We start from the raw sequence: 20310 nt of genomic DNA, 5'->3' as shown, positions 1-20310 counted from the left end.
TTTTGCTGCAACGAGACCTGATCATGGACGACCGCCAATACGCCTTCCTGGCCCGCCAACCTTCCGCTGCCCTGAAAAACCGCGAGCGGTTTCTCGGCATGCCCAAGCGCGGCCTGGCGTTCCTGTTGGCCAACGTCATGTTCTGGCAGCCCATGTGGGCCCAGGCCGACGGCATCGTCGTCAGCGCGCCGGGCACCGGCCTGGACCGGGCGGGCAACGGCGTGCCCATCGTCAATATCGTCAAGCCCAACGGCAGCGGCCTGTCCCATAACCAGTTCCAGGATTACAACGTCGGCAGCAACGGCGTGATCCTCAACAACGCCACCGCCCGCACGCAGTCCACGCAACTGGGCGGAATCATCCTCGGCAACCCGAACCTCCAGGGTTCAGCCGCCACCACCATCCTCAACGAAGTCAACGGCGGCAACCCCAGCCAGTTGCGTGGCTACACCGAAGTGGCGGGGCAGTCGGCCCATGTGATCGTTGCCAACCCTTACGGCATCACCTGCAACGGCTGCGGCTTTATCAACAGTCCGAAAGTGACCTTGAGCACCGGCAAACCGATGGTGGAAAACGGCCAGTTGAGTCGCTATCAGGTGGACCAGGGCAGCGTCACGATTGAAGGCGCTGGCCTGAACGCCAATAACGTCGATCACTTCGAAATCATCACCCGCAGCGCCAAGATCAACGCCGAGATCCAGGCCAAGAACCTGACCATCGTCGCCGGGCGCAATGACGTCAATGCCGACACCCTCAACGCCACCGCCCGTGCTGACGACGGCAGTGCGAAACCCGAACTGGCTATCGATTCCTCGGCCTTGGGCGGTATGTACGCAGGCACCATCAAGTTGGTGGGCACCGAGGCCGGCGTTGGCGTGAAGCTGGACGGCAAGTTGATCGCCAGCGGCGGCGACATCCAGCTCGATGCTAATGGTCATTTGAGCCTGGCCGAGACTTCGGCCAGCGGCGCCATCGACGTCAAGGCTGCCAGCCTCGATGCTCGGGGGGCCGCCTACGCGGGGACCACGCTGAACGCCCAGACACAGGGCAACTTGAGCAACCAGCAAACCCTCGCGGCGCGGGACAGCATCACGCTGAATGCGGCTGGGCAACTGAGAAATAACGGGATTATTGAAGCGGGAGTCAATGCTGACACGACGCGCAATGCGACGGGGGATGTGAGCCTCACGGCGCAGAGCCTCGGCAACAGCGGCAGCGTGATTGCCAGCCGCAACCTGACGGCCAATGTTGCGCAGACGTTGAGTAACCAGGCCGGCACCCTGAGCTCCGGGCAAACCGCGACGATCAAAGCCGAGACCCTGGACAATCAAAACAAGGGCAGGGTGCTGAGCGGCACGACGCTGAACATCACCGCCGATAAGCTCATCAACACCCAGGGGCTCGTCAGCAGCAATGGCACCCTGGCGGCCAATGTCGGGCAGTTGAACAACGGCAGCGGTGAACTCAACAGCTTGAGCAACGTCACGTTACGCGTCGCCTCGCTGGATAACGTGGCTGGTCTGATGGCGGCGGGTCAAATGCTCGACATCAACGCCAGCGGCCAGGTGAACAACCGGAGCGGGCGTCTTTCCGCCAGCAAAAGCGTTCAACTGACGGCAGCATCCCTGGACAATACGGCAGGTCGTGTGCTCAGTGCCGGCGGGCTCACCGCTCAGATTGCCGGACAACTGCTGAACCAGACCGGGCTTTTCAATTCAGGCGGCAATCTCCAGCTGAGCACCGCTGTGCTGGATAACCGCAACGGTGAAATCTCCAGTCTCGCTAATCTGACTTTGAGCGGCAGCCAGGCTGATAACAGCAGCAATGGTCGGATCCTGGCCAACGGCGACATTACGCTTTCGCTCGACAACCTCGACAATCAGCAAAAAGGTCAGGTTGCCGGGCAGCGCGATGTACAACTCAACGTCGGGCAGTTGGATAACAGCGACGCCGGTAGCGTGTATGCCAAGCGCAACCTCAACCTGGTCGTGACCAATCAACTGAACAACACCCAAGGTGTGCTACGCGGTGACGGCACACTCACCGCGCAGGCGGCGAGCCTAGGCAATAACGGCGGCAGTATTTCCAGCCTGGGCGGTTTGAGTGTCACCAGCAGCGGCGCCCTTGCCAACCAGGGCGGAACCTTGCTCACCGACGCCGGATTGACCCTGACCAGCGGCAGTCTCGACAACAGCCAACAAGGTCGTATCGCGGGCAACGGTGTGGTGCTCAAGACGGGAGCCTTCGCCAACCAGCAAGGCGGGCAACTGACCAGTACCGGCGTACTCCAGCTCACGGCGAACGAGGTGGATAACAGCAGCGCAGGCCGTATCGCCAGCGCTATGGCATTGACTGCGACAGTCACCGGCCTCGATCAACAAGCGGGCGGTCAATTGTTCAGCGCCACTGATGTCAGCCTTGACCTGAATAAAGGGCGGTTGAATAACAACGGTGGCTTGATCACTGCACCGGGCCAATTGCTGTTGAAAAACCTCCGCACTGTCGGCAACCAGGGCGGGGAAATCTCCAGTGCCAAGGCATTCACCCTGGCGGCGCAAAGCCTCGATAACACGGACGGTAAACTGGTCAGTGATCAAGGGTTGACCGTACGCATCGATCAGGCGCTGGCTAACGTCCGCGGAGCCATCTCCGGGCATGGTGTCGATCTGCGCGCGGCTCAGTTGGATAACACTGACGCCAGCCTCAGCAGCGATGCTGACTTGAGCCTGCAGCTGAGTGGGGTCTTACTCAATCGCAATGGCGAGCTGTCCAGCGCCGGTAACAGCACCATTAGCGCCATGACCTTGGGCAACGGCGGCGGCCAGATCACCGCCGATCAACGCCTGAACCTGACCATCAGCGGCACCCTGGATAACCAGGCCGGTACGCTGGGGGCTGGACAAGGCTTGAGCGTCAGGGCCGGGAGCCTGGATAACCGCCAGGCGGGCAGCCTGGTAACGGACGGCAACCTCGACGTCACCCTCGACGGGCTACTGAATAACCAGGGCGGCGGCAGTCTCTTGGCCAAGGGCTTGATGAACGTGCGAGGCCTGAGCCTGGACAACCGCGGTGGTCGTCTCTCGGGGCTGAATCTGCTGACGTTGCGCACGACCACGACGGATAACCGTGGCGGTGTCGTTCGCGCCGACAAGGACCTGCAACTCTTCGTCGATCAAATGGACAATCGCCAGCAAGGTTTGCTCACCAGCAAGGCCGGCATCGGTTTCACCGGTCAACGTCTGGATAACCAGGGCGGTTTGCTTAGCGCCGTGGGGTTGGTGCAATTGCAGGCCGGCGTCGTGCTCAATAACGCCGGACGTATTGCCAGCCAAAGTGACCTGGTCGCCAACGTTGATGCACTGACCCAGCAGGGTGGTGAACTGGTCGCCCAAGGCACGCTGACATTGACCGGTGCCTCGCTGGATAACAGCCAGGGTGGTTTGGTAGGGGCAACAAAAGCGCTGAAACTCAATGTCGGCAGCATCGACAACCGCGCGGGCGAAATCTCCAGTCAGGTCGATGTCGGTCTCACCGGCGATCAATTGAATAACAGTGACGGCGGCAAGGTGCTGGCGGGCACCGCGCTGGGACTGAAGGTCGCGCGCCTGATCAATCAGAACAAAGGCCTGCTGTTTGGCAGCACCCTCAACCTGACCGGCACGCGTCTGGACAACGTTGGTGGGACGCTTGCCGGCCAGCATGACCTGCTGCTCAACCTGACGGCCGATTTGGACAACCGTGCCGGCCTGCTCAGCAGCGACGGAACCCTGACCCTCGATGCCGCCAGCGTGGACAACGCCAAGGGCAGCCTGTCCAGCGCGGCTGCGCTGAAGGTGACCACCACCGGGGCGTTGAATAATCAGGGCGGCTCGATCAATACCGACGCGGGGCTGACCCTCAACAGCGCTACCTTGGATAACCAAAACGGCGGCGTGCTGTTCGGCAAGGGCAAAACGCAGGTCACCACTGGCGCTTTCGACAACAGTCACGGCGGTCGCCTGACCAGTGCCAACACCCTGGACCTGACCGCAGCCCAAGTGACCAACCAGGACACCGGTCGCATCGCCAGCGCCATGGCCTTGACAGGCTCGCTCACAGGCCTCGACCAGCAGGGTGGCGAGTTGTTCAGCAACACGGCGTTGACCCTCGACCTGAACCACGGCCAGTTGAATAACCAACATGGCTTGATCAATGCCCCTAGCGCGCTGCTACTGAAAAATCTCGATGGTGTCGCCAACCAGAGTGGGGAAATTTCCAGCGCCCAAGCCTTCTCTCTCGAGGCCCGGACGCTGGACAACAGCGGTGGCAAGCTGCTCAGCAATCAGGCGCTGACGTTGCGCTTGGCGCAAGCGATGAACAACGTCAACGGCATCATTTCCGCGGCCGCGTTGAATACTCGCAGCGCCAGCCTGGACAACACCGGCGGCTTGATCAGCAGTCGCGATGAGCTGGACCTGCAAGTCGACAACCACTTCACCAACCATCAGGGCACCGTGGTTGCCGATGGCAATCTACTGCTCGATGCCGTCACGGCGGATAACAGCCAGGGCCAGATCGCCAGTAAAAAAGATCTGAGCGCGACCCTTGGCAGCTTGCAGCAGCAAGGCGGGCAATTGATCGCCCAAGGCAAGCTGAGCTTGACTGGCAATAGCCTGGACAACCGCGCCAATGGCCTGGTCGGTGCGACCGGTGCACTGGACATCAAGGTTGGCGACATCGACAACCGCGGCGGCGAACTGTCCAGTCAAGGGGCATTGAGCCTGGTTGGTCAGCAACTGGACAACAGCGACAGCGGGCAAATCCTCGCCCAAGACACATTGGCGCTGAAGGTCGATCAAATCATCAACCGCAACAAAGGCCTGCTCTCGGGCAAGACCGGCTTGAGCGTGATCGGCAGCGAATTGGATAACACCTCCGGTGCCGTGCTCAGCGCGAAGAGCATCGACGTCAACCTCGGCGCTACGTTGGACAACAGCCTGGGGCTGTTCAGCAGCGAAGGCTCACTCGGCATTCGCGCGGGTAGCCTGATCAACACGGCGGGCAGCCTGTCCAGCGCCGGCGCCTTGAGCGTGAACAGCGTTGGTGCGATCAGCAACCAGGGCGGGCAACTGATCACCGATGCCGACCTGGACCTGCACAGTGCCAGCCTCGATAACCGCCAGGGCAGCATCAGTGGCAAGGGGGCCGTGAGTGTCACCACCGGCCAGTTCGACAACAGCCATGGCGGACAACTGAACAGCGCCAGCACCTTGAGTCTCGACGCGGGCAAGGTCACCAACCAGGACAATGGCCGGATCGGCAGTACCGGGGCCTTGACCGCCAATGTCACTGGCCTGGATCAGCAGGGTGGTCGTTTATTCAGCAGCACCCATCTGGACCTGGACCTGCACAATGGCCATTTGAACAACCAGAATGGCCTGATCAATGCGCCGATTCTGGTCCTGAAAAATCTCGCGGAAGTGACCAACCAGAACGGCGAAATTTCCAGTGCCCAAGCCTTCGCCCTGACGGCGGACCGCCTCGACAACAGCAACGGAAAATTGCTGGGCAACCAGGGCATCACGCTGCGCATCGCTCAAGCACTGACTAACGTCAAAGGCTTGATCGCCGCTGCCAGCCTGGATGTGAAGGCGGGCTCCCTGGATAACAGCGGCGGCATCCTGAACAGCCGTGGCGACCTGATGCTCAATGTCGACGGTGTATTGACCAACAAGGGCGATGGCCTGATCAATGCGGCACAGGCTCTTAACATCAGTTCCGCCGATCTCGACAACCAGGGCGGGCAGGTGCTCGCCGTCACTGATCTGACGCTCAACGCAACAGCCCTGGATAACCGTGGCAATGGCCTGATCAATAGTCAGGGTACGTTGAGCCTGACCGCCAACAGCCTGGACTCCAGCAACGGCGGCGAAGTGTCGGCCAAAGGCGATATCGGCCTGAACCTGAGTGCATTGACCCAGAACGGCGGTCGCCTGCTCGGCAATGCCGGCATCTCCCTCGACCTGGGCGGTGGTGACCTGAATAACAGCAGCGGTTTGATGACTGCCAAAGGACCGCTGACCATCAGCCGGTTGCGCGACCTCAATAACCGCGGCGGCGAAATCTCCAGCAGCCAGAGCTTCACCCTGGCCGGACGCACCCTCGATAACACCGGCGGCAAGCTGATCAGCAGCAATCTGCTCAACCTTGACGGCAACAGCCTGCTCAACCAGAACGGCCTGATCTCTGGTTGGCAAGGGCTGCAGGTCAACGGTTCCAGTCTTGATAACCGCAACAACGGCACGCTCTCCAGCCGCAATGGAGACGTCGGCGTCATCCTCAGCGGGGCACTGCTCAACAGCGCTGCCGGTGCGCTGGTCGGCCAGAAAAAGCTCACTGTCAGCGCCGCCAGCCTGGACAACAGCAGCGGCGGGATACTTTCCAGTGGCGGCGATCAGACCCTGACCGTCACTGGCGGTTTGCTGAACAACGCCCAAGGCGGCCTGATCGACAGCGGCGCCCTCCTGGTCATGAACGCCATGACCCTGGGCAACGTCGGCGGTACCGTCAACGCGCAAAAAGCCTTGAGCTTCACCGGCACCACACTGGACAACAGCGGCGGCAAGCTGATCGGCAATGCCGCCGTGACCCTGGACCTGCTTGGCGCCCTGACCAACACCAGCGGCAAGATCGCCAGCGTCGGCCCACTGCGTGTCGAACGCACCACACAGATCAATAACCAGGGCGGCCAGATCGCCAGCCAGGGCTTGTTGACCTTGCTCACCGATGGCCTGGACAACCGCAACCGCGGTACCGTCGCGGCCAATGATTTGTTGGTCTTGAATACCTCCGGCGCAGTCCAGAACGACACCGATGGGTTGATCTACAGCCAGAACGGCGGCGTGGAAATCGACGCGACCAGCCTTACCAACGGCAAGGGTGTGGTGCAAAGCCAAGGGGATCTGAAACTCACCGTCGATACGGACATCGATAACCAGAGCGGTCGAATCCAGGCCAAGGCCGGCGACGTGACCGTAACGGGTCGCCATCTCGATAACCGTGGCGGCGTGCTCGCCAGCCTGCAGGGTTTGCTCACCACGCAACTGACCGGGGTGCTGAAAAACGGCTACGACCTGAACAACAACCGCCAAGGCGGCATCACCCAGGCCCAGCGCCTGAACCTGACCGCACGGGGCGGCTTCGACAACTATGGTGGACGCATTTCCGCACAAAGCGGTGATGCCATCGTCGTCACCCGCAACTTCGACAACCGCAACGGCGGCCTGTATGCCAAAGGCAAGGTCAACGTCACCGGTAATGACTTCGATAACAGTGGCGACAACGACGGCCAGATCGCCGGCAGCCAGATCGACCTGAACCTGACCGGCGCGCTGAATAACCGCCTGGGTATTATTGAAAGCGACAGCACCCTGGCGATCAAAGCCGCCAGCCTGGATAACCAGACCGGTCAGCTACGCGCCTTGGGCGCCAGTGGCAAGACCAACTTCCAGATTGGTGGGTTGTTCGACAACCGCAATGGCACCCTGGAAACCGCTAACAGTGACCTGACTCTGGGTGCTGGCAGCTTTCTCAACAGCGGCGGCAGCCTGTTGCATGTCGGCACTGGCACCTTCGACATTTCCACCGCGAACGTCATCGGCGCTGGTGGCACCCTCGTCACCCGTGGCGGGTTGACCATCGGTACCGACAGCTGGACCAACAGCGGCGTGATCCAGGCCGGGCGCCTGAACGTCAACGTTAATAACTTTACCCAGACCGCCAGTGGTCAGCTATTGGCTTCCGACAGTTTCAGCGGTAGTGGCGTCAACTGGTTCAACGAAGGCCTGGTAGCCAGCAACGGTAGCCTGAAGGTAGACCTGAGCGGTGCCTACTGGGGCGCCGGTCGTCTCAGCAGCCAGGGGATCCTCGGCCTGGATGCCGCACAAGTCAGCCTCAATAATTCAAACTCCAGCATCGCTGGTGGCGGCAGCACCACACTCAATATCAATGGGCAACTGGACAATATCGGCCGGTTGACCTCGGCCACCAACCTGACGGTTAACGCCGTTGGGGTCAACAACCTGGGCACGTTGGGTGGTGCTCAATTGCTGACGGTCACCGCCGGGTCCTTGGTGAACAACCAGGGGTTGATTTTCAGTGGCGGCGACATGAGCCTGCGGGTCAATACGCTGAACAACCTCAGCGCCAACATCTACAGTCTGGGCAACCTTACCGTTGACCGTAACGGTCAAGGAGCGCTGGCGAGCAGTATCGTCAACAGTTCGAGCTCGATTCAAAGCGACGGCAGCATGAGCCTGGCTGCCAGCACCATCCAGAACTTCCGCACGCTACTGACCACCGGCAGCAGCGGTATCTATACGGCAAAAATCTACGAAATTGCCTGCATCGAGGGGTACAACGCGGGGGACTGCAGTGGTAAGCAGAACCACGTCTGGGAGCTGTTACAGCGCGAGAAAACTGAAGTCACCGCGGCCAGCGCGGCCTCCAGCATCACGGCGGGAGGCAACCTGACTCTAAACGGCGGCAACTTGCTGAATCAGAGCAGCACCATCGCCAGCGGCGGCAACCTGACTGCATCGCTGGTCAACCTGACCAACAGTGGTATCGAGACTGGCGAGACGGAAACCACCCGAGTGTTCCGCTCCGAGCGGACCCGAAATGCAGGTGGCTGGTACAACGCAGCCAGCAACTTCACCAACCTTTTTTGGTATGAAAGCGCTGGTTATAACGCCAATAATCTGGGCGGCCTGGAGGCCGGCATTGCCAACTTCATTGGCATGACCGAAATGGAGTACACGAATTTAGGCAGCACTAAAAAAATCGCCGGCGGCGACCAAAGCTACGCGGCTGTGATTCAGGCCGGTGGTGCCGTCAACATCTCGACCCAGAACAATATCGATAACAGCGTCGTGCGTCCGGGCTATACCTACGTCGGCAGCGGTCCGCGCACCGGTACGAGCGCCCCGGGCAGCCAATATTCCACACGTATTACCCTGAATCAGCAACTGCCGCCCACCCTGGCCCAGCAACAGGTCAATCCGGTTGCCTTGCCTGGCTTCAGCTTGCCCACCGGCCAAAACGGCCTGTTCCGCCTGAGCGGGCAGGGTGGCAGTGGCACCCAGGCCAGCCAGGCTAACGTCGCTGCGCCAAACTGGATCTTTACCGGCGCCAGCGTTGCACAGGTTCAACGCAACCAGAGCGTGCCAGACGTTCAGGCCCGTGATATCCAACTGGGTGCCGGAACCCAGGTTTCGGCGGCCAGCCGTCAAGCGATCGCCAACGTCCGTCAAAGTGCGGGTATCGACGGCAACGCCTCGACCGTCAGCGTCAGCGCACCCGCCGACTCAGGTGCCACTGGCATCAGCGTACCGGGGCACACCCCGGATGCTGCCGGTATGACCGTTGTTGGCGGCGTGAGCGGATCTAACCTCGCAGGGCAACCTGCTGTGGTCGGCGTACTGCCTGCTTCTGCGGGCGCTACCAACACGTCTACCGTTTTCACACAAATGACCACGGCGGGTAGCCAGAGCATCGCACGGGTTCAAGGCCTGCCGAGCAATGCCAGCCAGTCCAAGCCCCAGAAATACTTGATCGAAACCAATCCGGTGCTCACTGACCTCAAGCAGTTCATGAGCTCGGACTACCTGCTGGGCAACCTCGGCTACGATCCGGACCAGAGTGCCAAGCGCCTGGGTGATGGTTTGTACGAGCAAACGCTGATCCAGCAAGCTGTGGTCGCCCGCACCGGCCAGCGCTTCATCGACGGCCAGACCTCCAACGAGGACATGTTCAAGTACTTGATGAACAACGCCATCGCCAGCAAACAGGAGCTCAACCTGTCGATCGGTGTAAGCCTCACCTCCGAACAAGTCGCGGCGCTGACTCACGACATCGTCTGGATGGAAAACGTCGAGGTCAACGGTGAACAAGTCTTGGTACCGGTGCTGTATCTGGCTAATGCCAACAACCGCCTGGCGGCCAACGGCGCGCTGATTCAGGGCAGCGACGTGACCCTGATCGCCGGCAAAGACCTGAACAACGCAGGCACTCTGCGCGCGAGCAACAACCTGTCCGCGACCGCCACCAACGACCTGGTCAACAGCGGCCTGGTCGAAGCGGGCAACCGTCTCGATCTGCTGGCGGGCAACAATCTTGTCAACAAGGCCGGCGGCATCATCGCCGGGCGCGACGTGACACTCTCCGCCACCCGTGGCGACGTGATCAACGAACGCACCGTCACCACCCACGAAAGCGACAGCGGCTACCGTCGCGAGCGCACCGACTTCATCGACAGCGCTTCGCGCATTGAAGCAGCGAATAACCTGACCATCAGCGCCGGGCGTGACATCAACAACGTCGGCGGCGTGCTGAAAAGCGGCGCCGACACCACTCTCAACGCCACCCGCGACGTCAACCTGACTTCCGCAGAGCGCATCACCAGCGGCAACCGGGGCACGCATCGCGACGAAACCATCACTCAGTACGGCTCCAGCCTCGACATCGGCCGCGACCTGACCGCCAACGCTGGCCGCGACCTCACTGCCGTCGCCAGCCAGATCGACGCCAAGCGCGACATCTCCATGAATGCCATCGGTGATCTGACACTGGCGTCGGCGGCGGATGAACAGCATTCGTATGGCAAGAGCAAGAAGGTCACGGCTCAGGAAGACCATGTGAGCCAGGTGTCCACCAGTGTGACGGCGGGTGGGAATGTGGCGCTGAGCGCGGGCAAGGATTTGGGGTTGATTGCCAGTCGGGTGAGCGCTGGGGATGAGGCTTATCTGGTGGCTGGCGCGAACCTGGTGCTGCAATCGGCTGAGGATTCGGATTACAGCTTTTATAGCAAGACCAAGAAGTCTTCTTCTGGGAAGAAGTTTCGGTTGGATGAAACCAGCAGTATCACCAACGTTGCCAGTTCGGTTACGTCGGGCGGCAACAACGTCCTGACCGCCGGCAACGATCTGCTGATCAAAGGCAGCAACGTCACTTCCGAAAAAGGCAGTGTTGGCCTGGGAGCTGGCAATGATGTGGAAATCGTTGCCGTTACCGACTCCGAGAGCGCCCGCCACGAGCGCAGCCAAAGCAAAAGCAGTTGGGGTGGCTTGAAGTCGAGCAAGGTCAAGGATCAGTTGGCCGAGACTCAGACAACTGCTGTCGGCAGCCTGATCTCGGGCGACACCATCGCCGTCGTTGCCAAACGCGATGCCACCGTCACCGGCTCGGCCCTGGTCAGCACCGATGACCTCACGGTACGCGCGGGACGTGACCTGACCATCGACGCGGCGGAGAACACTTTCTCTCGAACCCAAGTACACAAGGAAAAAAATCGCGATTTCACCGGCATCTTGACTGCCAACAATCTGGGCATCGACGACATCACTGGCAACCAGCACCTGTCGATCAGTAACCAGAAACACAACGGCACGGCATCTCAAACCACCCTGACCGGCAGCACCATTGGTTCCAGCAAAGGCAGCGTCAGCCTCGTCGCTGGTGGAGACCTCAACGTCATCGCCAGCGACCTGGTCAGCACCAAGGACATGAGCCTGCGGGGCTCGAACGTCACTATCGCTGCGGGTATGGAAACGGCGAAGCAAAGCACCGTAGATAAATCCAACAGCTTGGCCGTGGGGCGTGTCGTCGGTGGTGCGATCATCGACACGGTCAACACCATTCGCTCGTCGGTCGAAGCCGCGAAGGATGCCGATGACCCTCGGCTCAAAGCCGTGAAGCTGGCCCAGGCGGCGCTGGCAGCCTACAACCTCGGCGGGATGGCCTCGGACGCCAATGATCAGAAAACCGGCTTCGCCGACAAGCAGGGCGGCACCGCCAGTAATGGTTCGTTGATCAAAATTGGCACCGAGCTCGCCAATACCCACAGCAAAAGTACCAGCGACTACGCCAGCCAAACCGCCAAGCAGAGCACCCTCAACGCAGGCACCACTTTATCCATCATTGCCCATGGCAACGCGGCGGAGAACGATGGTGATTTGCACGTCATCGGCAGCAGTATCAAAGCGGCCAATACCTCGTTGCTTGCCAGCAATAACATCATTCTGGAAAGCGCGCAGAACACCGCTGACTGGTCCAACCACAACAGCAACAACAAAACCGCTATCGGTGCCAGCTTCAACATAGGCCAGCAAAACGGCTTCACCCTGGACCTTGGCGCGCAGCTCGCAAAAGGCATGGGTAATGGCAGTTCTGTCACGCAGGTCAACACGACGGTCGATACCGGTTCGTTGCTGTTGCGCAGCGGCGGCGACACCACGCTGGCGGGTGCTCAGGTTCGCGCTGATGAAATCAAGGCGCTGATCGACGGCAACCTCAACATCATTTCCCGCCAGGACACCCAGGACCAGAAAAGCAAGCAAAGTAGCGGTGGTTTCGGTGCGAGCATCTGTATTCCACCATTCTGCTACGGTACACCTGTCGCCGCTTCAGCCAACCTGGCTGCCGGCAACATGAACAGCGAGTACAAAGGCGTCACGGACCAGACCGGCCTGTTCGCGGGGACGGGTGGCTACACCGTTGACGTGGGTAAGACCACCACCCTTGAAGGCGGTGTGATTGCCAGCGACGCCTCGGCGGATAAAAACACGCTGATCACCGACCGACTCATCGCGCGCGACATCAAGAACATCAGTGAAATCGAGGCTCAGTCCGCAGGTATCAGCATCTCGGGCAGTTACGGTGGCGCTGGCGCAACTGCCTCGGTGGGTGGCTTGTACGGTATTGCTCTAAGCGAATCCGACAAGAGCCACACACGTAGCGCGGTGAGCGAAGGCACGATCATCGTCCGCAAACCGGAGGGTGCTCAGGATACTGTCGGCTTAAATCGCGATACGAAGAATGCCAACGAACATTTGGACAAGCCTGACGAAGAGGCGATGAAGGAGCGCGTCGAGCTGATCAAGAGCTCGGTGGAGTTGGTGAAGGGCGTTGGAGATGCGATTGCGGCGGCTAAGATCAAAGAGGCGAAAGATCAGAATAGTGAGGTCTTTAAGGCGGCACACCAGAAGTTACTCGACAACGGAGTTGCTGATCCGAGCAGCGAGCAAGTCGCCAAACAGGTTCAGAGTGACTATGGCGTTGGCAGCAGTTTCCAAAAAGCTAGCCAGGCAGTGTCCGCAATCGTTCAAGGATTGATCGGTGGAAATATTGGCGGCGCTATAGGGGGCGCAGCTGCGCCTTATCTGGCGCAAACGGTCAAGGACATGACAGAGGGGGACGCAACAGCCAACTTAATGGCTCATGCGGTTCTAGGTGCTGTAATCGCGAGAGCAGGTGGCAACTCTGCTTTAGCGGGCGCGACTGGTGCGGTTGCTGCCGAGGTAACAGCTCGCCTTATCAGAGAAGAGCTCTACGGCGAACTCAGCGACGAGGAGCTGACGCAAGACCAGAAACAAACCATTTCTGCGTTAGCTACATTGGCTGCCGGCATTGGCGGGGCGGTCACAGGCAAGGATGCCTTGTCTGCCGTGGCATCGGCTCAGGTCGGGAAAAATGCGGTAGAAAACAATTTCCTGAGCCCCGCTGATCAGACGCTGCTGGACCGACTACGTCAACAGAGGTTGAACGGAGATACCCGCGTCTCGGTTGCCAAGAAGCTGGTCGAACTGGATAAGTTGGATCAGATTTCAAATGCGCTGATGGAGCGTTATCGTCTGCACAGTGACACGATGTCCGATGCTGACAAGGCACAGCTCAACGCCTACCTGCAGGAGTATACCTACGCCCTGATAAATGCTTATGGCCCAGAAGCGGCGCAAGCAAAAATCAATGCGATGACACGGAAAGTGCCGTTAAAGCAAAGCGATACCGTCGCCTATGCGAGTTACGGTGCGGACAAGCAGGCGTCACTGGATAGGCTCTACCCGGGCGGAATCCTTGACCAAATGAATCGCCCGCTGAGTCAAAACGAGCAACTCTATCTCGATTCACTTGGCACCCTGCGTATCAATCAGGACTACCAAGCGCTCGCTGATGTAGGCACTCCTGCACTGTATGTGATGAGCGGCAGTTTGGGCGCCGGCATCCGTCTACTCGCCGCAGAAAGCGGAGCGCTTCAGATTGCGTATGGTGGGGTACAAGCCTATAACGGAGATGCTTGGGCGGCCGCCGGTAACATTGTGATGGGGGCGCTGAACGTTGTTGGTTCGGGGGCTGCTGGGGGGCTGAAAGGGGGAGTAGTAGGGAGTGGGGCGAAAAGCACTGATGCTCTTACTGCTTCAAACCTTGGTCGTTCTGATCTGGGAGACTTGCTAGGTCGCGGTGGTAACAAGGATGTTTATGCTTATGGAGACAACCAAGCTGTTGGAGTCTTGCGGAATGGAACTGATTCACAGTCGATTTCTGACGAAATCGAAATGCTTGGCAAGCTACGTGATGTAGGCGTTCCTACAGTGAACCCCCAAGCAGTGGTTGTTGACGGCATCCCTGGTATATTAATGGATAAGTTCGCTCAAGGGTCGAAAGATATCGTGAAGCTTGTGGACGGGAAGGTACGTATTGTCGGTGATTCACCACTTCTCAATCAACGAAGCGTCTCAGACCTTCAAAGTATTCGAAGTAAACTGGTGGATAATAATATTCAGGTCAATGATTTGCAGTTTTTAATTGGTCGCGAAGGGCGCATTGTAGTCGCTGATCCGCTTGCTGTTAACTTTAATACTTCGCCGTCAAAAAATAATCTTCGCATGATTGATCTGTTAATTCAGGTGGCACAGAAGAATGGGCCGTTTAATGGGAGATAAGTCTATGGCTTCGATGGTGCCGTCTGCGGCAAATGAGCTTCTTCGTAAGCTTGCTGGTAAGCAGATTACCAAATTTGTCAGGTATAGTTGGTGGCCTGCATCGGAAGTTTCAACTCATTGTGATATTGAGGATGAAATGGCCTTCTCATTAACGGCTGGGCCGTTAGTCATCTACTTTGAGGGTGACATAATTCTTGGGTTTTCGAGTGATCCATCTCTGAATAGCATCATCGTTTGGGATGAGGGCGCGAGGGGCGCGAGCCAAAGTTTGATCTCCTTGGATCGCGACGAGGAACTGTTCGCTATTTCCGAGTCTGGACGGTTTGTCACTGATTTTTGGAAGCAACTTATCGGAGGTTGGGTAAGTGGTGTGACGATACTTAAACGCGGGCATATGAGTGCGAAGGAACACCAGCGCCCCAGCGAAGTAGGCCTGCGTTTTGATATTTCAGGGGGTAAAAGCTTTGTCTTGTCCCATGGGTTGCATGATAATTCTGATGATTTTTCAGTATTGGAAGAATCACAAGTGAATGCAGTTGATTTGGAAGGGATACCATTAAATTGACAGCATTGGAGTTCTCAGAAAGTAGACCACGATTTTAAGAGGGAAGTTGTGTTTCTCGATTAAATTTGGTTGGTATCCTGAATACGCAGGCTGTATTTTTTAGGATTTACTTGGAGTTACTCGTGAAGAAAGCGTCACTACTGATATTGAGTCTTATCCTGACATTGCCAAGCTGTAAATCCAATGTAAGAGACTCTTCCCCCACCGTACTCAACGACGGCATCCAACTGCACCAAAACAAAGTGACCGTCGATGCCCTGCACGCCAAAGTCATCATGAAAGCATCGGGTGCCACCTATCCGGTGGAGTTTTCGATCAGGCGCGCAGCCGATCCTGACCAGCGCATGGATGTTCAGGGAACCGTAGTGGATACCGGCCGGGGCAAGGTGTTTGGCTGGATTGCCAAGGTTAACGAAACGGTCCACAGCGCTACCTTGAAACACTTCCCGCAGTTGGAAGTACAAGCTGACCCTGATCAGCCGTTTGAGGTTTCGGGCAACGCCAGCGGCGAGAGCATCGGGACTGGCTACCGCTGCGGTCCACTCAGAAGCACTTTTACACCGGAACGAAGCAAGGTTTATCTGGTGGAGTTCCAGTTTGTGGGTGCTCGTTGTGAGCAGCATGTCTACGACGTCACCCAGCCACAGGAACGCATTCTTGTCGCAAGTCTGCCTTAGCACCTGAATCGAATGGGTGATCCAAGATCGCTCATTTTCCATTTGTTCCGCAGCTTGCGCCCGCAACCGTCTCCCAATCATATCGCACCCGTCGCGCAGCGCTTCGGTGGGGGAATGGTTGAACGAGCTTGTCGTAGGAATCGACGGAGCGAATATTCCCCATTGACTTGCAGGACATTTCCTAGAAAATTCCAGCCTCTTGCGCCTGCTGATTCCGGTGCCTAGTCTTTGTCCACCGCTGCCAATTCAGCGGTCGGGTTTAGTCGCTCGGTATTTCGTTAGGCGCAAGGTCCCCTTGAAGTCAGGCTACGGTTTTCTCGCTGATTTTATGGTGGCTGTGCGCAGGGCACTTTCGGGTGCGCCGGTTTCCTAACGTCCCGGTCGACTAACCTGCGCACAGCCGCCACCCCACTTCGTTTAGTCGCGAACAGTGGCGGATCCGACTGACGTTAGGAGGTCCATATGGACAAACTCATCCCCGACCCACCCGTTCCACCGCTGCACCTGGACATCGCAGCCGACGTCAACGCCGAACGCGTTATCGATTCCTATCTGAACCCCAAGCCCGCCCAGCCTGACAAGAAGCCACCTCCGGAGCAGCTATTCACCGTCGTGGAGGATGTCGATGCTGAAAGCCTGTTGGCCAACCTCAGCGAAACCTTGGCCTCCGCCAATGCCATGGCCGGCGATTTGGCGTTCGACCTGGAGGATTCTCGACGGCATGTTGCACTAGGGTTGCAACAGTTGATCGAGCTGGGTCAGCTATTGGCAAACCGGGCGCTGGATGTCATCGACCCTAGATAGACGTTCGTAACTGGCGTGGGATAGACCCCATTTTTCCAAGATAAATCGGGTCGGAAGCAGGGCAGCTTCCGACCCAAAACACCCGCTTGCAGATCATCCCCAAGCGCTCAGCGCTCATACCTGATCCATGTCCTCCGTCACCCCCCGATCCTCACCCAGGAACCCACCACTCTGATGGTGCCACAGCCGCGCATAAATACCGTTCTTGGCGAGCAATTCAGCATGGGTGCCCTGTTCAATGATGCGTCCATCATCCATGACAATCAGTCGATCCATTGCCGCAATCGTGGACAGCCGGTGGGCGATGGCGATGACGGTCTTGCCCTGCATCATTTCATCGAGGCTTTCCTGGATGGCCACTTCGACTTCCGAATCCAGGGCGCTGGTCGCCTCGTCGAGGAGCAGGATCGGGGCGTTCTTGAGCATCACACGAGCAATCGCGATGCGCTGGCGCTGACCGCCCGACAGCTTGATGCCGCGCTCGCCCACCAAGGTGTCGTAGCCGCTATGACCCTGGCGGTCGCTCAGTTGGCTGATGAACTCATCGGCCTGGGCATTGGCCGCGGCTCGGCGGATTTGTGCGTCGCTGGCATCGGGTCGGCCATAGGCGATGTTGTCGCGAATGGAGCGGTGCAGCAGGGAGGTATCCTGGGTGACCATGCCGATGGCGCTGCGCAGGCTGTCCTGCGTCACGTGGGCAATGTCTTGCCCGTCAATGCGAATCTGTCCGCTGTCGACATCATAGAAACGCAGCAGCAAGTTGATGAGCGTGGATTTGCCCGCGCCGGAGCGGCCTACCAGGCCGATTTTCTCGCCCGGGCGAATGTTCAGGCTCAAGCCATCGAGCACCTGGCGTTCACCGTTGTAGTTGAAGCTCACCTTGTCGAAGGTGACCGCTCCGCCAGTGGTCGCCAGCACCGCGGCGTCCGGCGCATCCTGCACCTTGGGGCCGCGGGTCAGGGTGGCCATGCCGTCCTGCAAGGTGCCGATGCTCTCGAACAGCGAGGTCATTTGCCACATGATCCAATGCGACATGCCGTTGATACGCAACGCCATGGCGGTAATCGCCGCCACGGCACCGGCGCCGACGTCACCCTGGTGCCACAGCCACAGTGCATAACCGCCTGCAGCCATGATCAACCCCACCACCAACGCTTGGTTGACGATTTCGAATTGGCTGACCAGGCGCATCTGGCGAAAGCCGGTCTGCTTGAAGTCCTCCATGGCCGCGCGCGCGAAGTGCGCTTCACGGTTGGAATGGGAGAACAGCTTCACGGTGGTGATGTTGGTGTAGGCGTCTGAGATCCGTCCGGTCATCGAGGAGCGCGCATGGGCCTGTTCCTGCCCGACTTTCCCCAAGCGGGGCACGAAGTAGAGCATGGCCAGCCCGAACAACACGATCCAGGCAAGGAACGGCAGCATCAGTTTCAGGGCGAAGCCGCCGGCCAATGCGATGATCGCAATGAAATACACGCCGATGCCGGGTGCGATCTCGATCAGAGTGAACAGCACGTCGCGCACGGCCAGCGCAGTCTGCATCACCTTGGTGGTGACCCGGCCGGAGAACTCATCGGAAAAAAACGACAGGCTTTGGCGCAGCATCAGGCGGTGAAAGTCCCAACGCAGCCGCAACGGCAGATTGATCGCCAATACCTGGTGCTGCACCATGGTCCGCAATGCCACCAGCCCGATGCTCGCCACCATGACGATGCCCATGCCCCATAGCACGCGACTTTCCTGCGCCGCCGCCTCACCACCGGCTTGCCAGGTCGAGAGCAGGTCCACGACCTGACCGAGGAAGGAAAACAGCCAGGCTTCGTAGATCGACACACCGGCGCTGAGCAGCGCAAACGCAAGGATATAGCCGCGGGCGCCCCGTGTGCAGGCCCACAGAAACCGGGCCAGGCCTTCGGGGGGCGGCGGTACCTCGTCGGGTGGGAAGGGGTCGAGTCTTTGTTCAAACACGCGAAGCATGGTGGTCTCCAGAACGATCAATTAAGGAGATTCTGCCATTTAAAGGTGGCTTTGAGGGTTCTGTGGAGTGGTGAGTATGGTTCTATTGGCATGCTGCTCAAGATATTGGGTTGCCGGGAGGGGAGCTAAGCTACGTATTGACATATCGAAAAATCTCGATATTCTCGAGGCATGGAATTGATCGAAATATTCAAAGCACTCTCAAACCCTACACGCCTGCAAATCTTGAAAGGCTTGAAGGATCCCGCCAAGAACTTCCCTCCACAGGATGAAGGTGACGTTCTCACGGTGGGTGTCTGCGTCAGCAGTATTCAAGAAGGTATCGGACTGTCGCAGTCAACGGTGTCTGGTTACCTTGCAACGCTGCAACGAGTGGGCTTGGTCGAAGTCCGGCGCATCGGTCAGTGGACCTACTACAAGCGCAATGAAGCAACCATCAGGGCGCTTGCCGAGGTCATAGGGAAAGAGCTGTAATTTTTTACCGTAGTATATCGAGATATCTCGATATTCCTTTTTGTAGATTCGAGGATTTTACGATGAAAGCAATGGTACTTAAATCATTCGGCGGGTCGGGATCGTTCGAACTCTGCGATGTGCCCAAGCCTGTGCCGCACACGGGGCAAGTCCTGGTCCGGGTACACGCAACCTCCATCAATCCGTTGGATTACCAGGTTCGACGCGGCGATTATCCCGACCTGGTGCAACTGCCGGCCATTACCGGACACGATGTATCGGGTGTCGTCGAAGAAGTTGGGCCAGGCGTGACAGCCTTCGCTCCAGGAGACGAAGTCTGGTACACCCCGCAAATATTTGACGGGCCAGGCAGTTATGCCGAGTACCACGTTGCTGCTGAAACCATCATCGGGAAGAAGCCACCCTCGCTAAGCCATCTGGAGGCGGCAAGTCTGAGTTTGGTTGGCGGGACGGTATGGGAAGCGCTGATCGTGCGTGCGGCGCTCAGAGTGGGGGAAAGCATTCTGATCCACGGCGGCGCGGGAGGCGTCGGTCATGTGGCGATCCAGATGGCAAAAGCCATGGGGGCACGGGTGTTCACGACCGTGCGCGAGGCAAACGCTGAGTTCGCACGGAGTCTGGGGGCCGATGTGGTCATCCATTACGAAAAAGAGGATTACGTCGACGCCATCATGCGGGAAACGGGTGGCCGCGGAGTTGATGTTGTGTTCGACACCATCGGCGGCAATACCTTGTCGCGCAGCCCCGACGCGCTGGCACAGCTTGGCCGCGTTGTCACGATCGTGGACATTGCACAGCCACAAAACGTTGTTCAGGCCTGGGGCAAGAACGCGAGTTATCACTTCGTTTTCACAAGGCAGAACCGCGGCAAGCTCGATGAGTTGAGCGCATTGGTCGCGCGAGGTCAGCTGCGGCCACATGTTGGCGCTGTCTATTCGCTTGCCGACATTGCACTTGCCCATGCCCGGCTGGAGAGTCCCAACAACGGCGTTCAAGGAAAAATCGCGATCGCAGTCGAGCCATCGCTCATCGCGTAAGTGCGTACTGTTAACCGTTCAAG

At 58.7% G+C, this 20310-nt stretch carries 7 protein-coding genes; 6 read left to right on the top strand and 1 reads right to left on the bottom strand.

Annotation, left to right across the window (positions count from 1 at the left end; all coding sequences use genetic code 11):
* Window positions 1–23 precede the first annotated feature (23 nt).
* The 4 genes from AB4O09_RS17545 (at window position 24) to AB4O09_RS17530 (ending at window position 16802) form a co-directional block, all read left to right on the top strand.
* Window positions 24–14756: a two-partner secretion domain-containing protein gene (locus tag AB4O09_RS17545; RefSeq protein WP_460107265.1), complete on the top strand. Its 14733-nt coding sequence runs from the start codon at window positions 24–26 to the stop codon at window positions 14754–14756.
* Entirely contained in the window at window positions 14734–15321 is a 588-nt protein-coding gene (locus AB4O09_RS17540; protein WP_233839781.1) for a hypothetical protein, read from the top strand. The genes AB4O09_RS17545 and AB4O09_RS17540 overlap by 23 nt, the downstream gene beginning before the upstream one ends.
* 122 nt (window positions 15322–15443) lie before the next feature.
* Entirely contained in the window at window positions 15444–15998 is a 555-nt protein-coding gene (locus tag AB4O09_RS17535) for a hypothetical protein (RefSeq protein ID WP_123423063.1), read from the top strand.
* A 462-nt stretch (window positions 15999–16460) separates the two neighbouring features.
* Window positions 16461–16802, top strand: a complete 342-nt coding sequence (locus AB4O09_RS17530; RefSeq protein WP_003201229.1) for a DUF6124 family protein — start codon at window positions 16461–16463, stop codon at window positions 16800–16802.
* Window positions 16803–16916: 114 nt separating this feature from the next.
* Here the strand turns inward: AB4O09_RS17530 and AB4O09_RS17525 are convergent, their stop codons facing one another.
* Window positions 16917–18776 (bottom strand): ABC transporter ATP-binding protein, encoded by a 1860-nt coding sequence (locus AB4O09_RS17525; RefSeq protein WP_039011776.1) that lies wholly within the window; start codon window positions 18774–18776, stop codon window positions 16917–16919.
* Window positions 18777–18947: 171 nt separating this feature from the next.
* On the opposite strand from AB4O09_RS17525, the gene AB4O09_RS17520 reads away from it, so the two are divergent.
* Both AB4O09_RS17520 and AB4O09_RS17515 read left to right on the top strand, forming a co-directional pair.
* Complete coding sequence (locus tag AB4O09_RS17520; protein WP_046062264.1) at window positions 18948–19250, top strand: ArsR/SmtB family transcription factor; 303 nt, start codon at window positions 18948–18950, stop codon at window positions 19248–19250.
* A 62-nt stretch (window positions 19251–19312) separates the two neighbouring features.
* Window positions 19313–20287 (top strand): zinc-dependent alcohol dehydrogenase family protein, encoded by a 975-nt coding sequence (locus AB4O09_RS17515; protein WP_460107263.1) that lies wholly within the window; start codon window positions 19313–19315, stop codon window positions 20285–20287.
* The last annotated feature ends 23 nt before the right edge of the window (window positions 20288–20310 follow it).

It is taken from the genome of Pseudomonas sp. H1_F01 (assembly GCF_054681425.1).
This window is presented reverse-complemented; position numbering and strand designations above follow the sequence as displayed.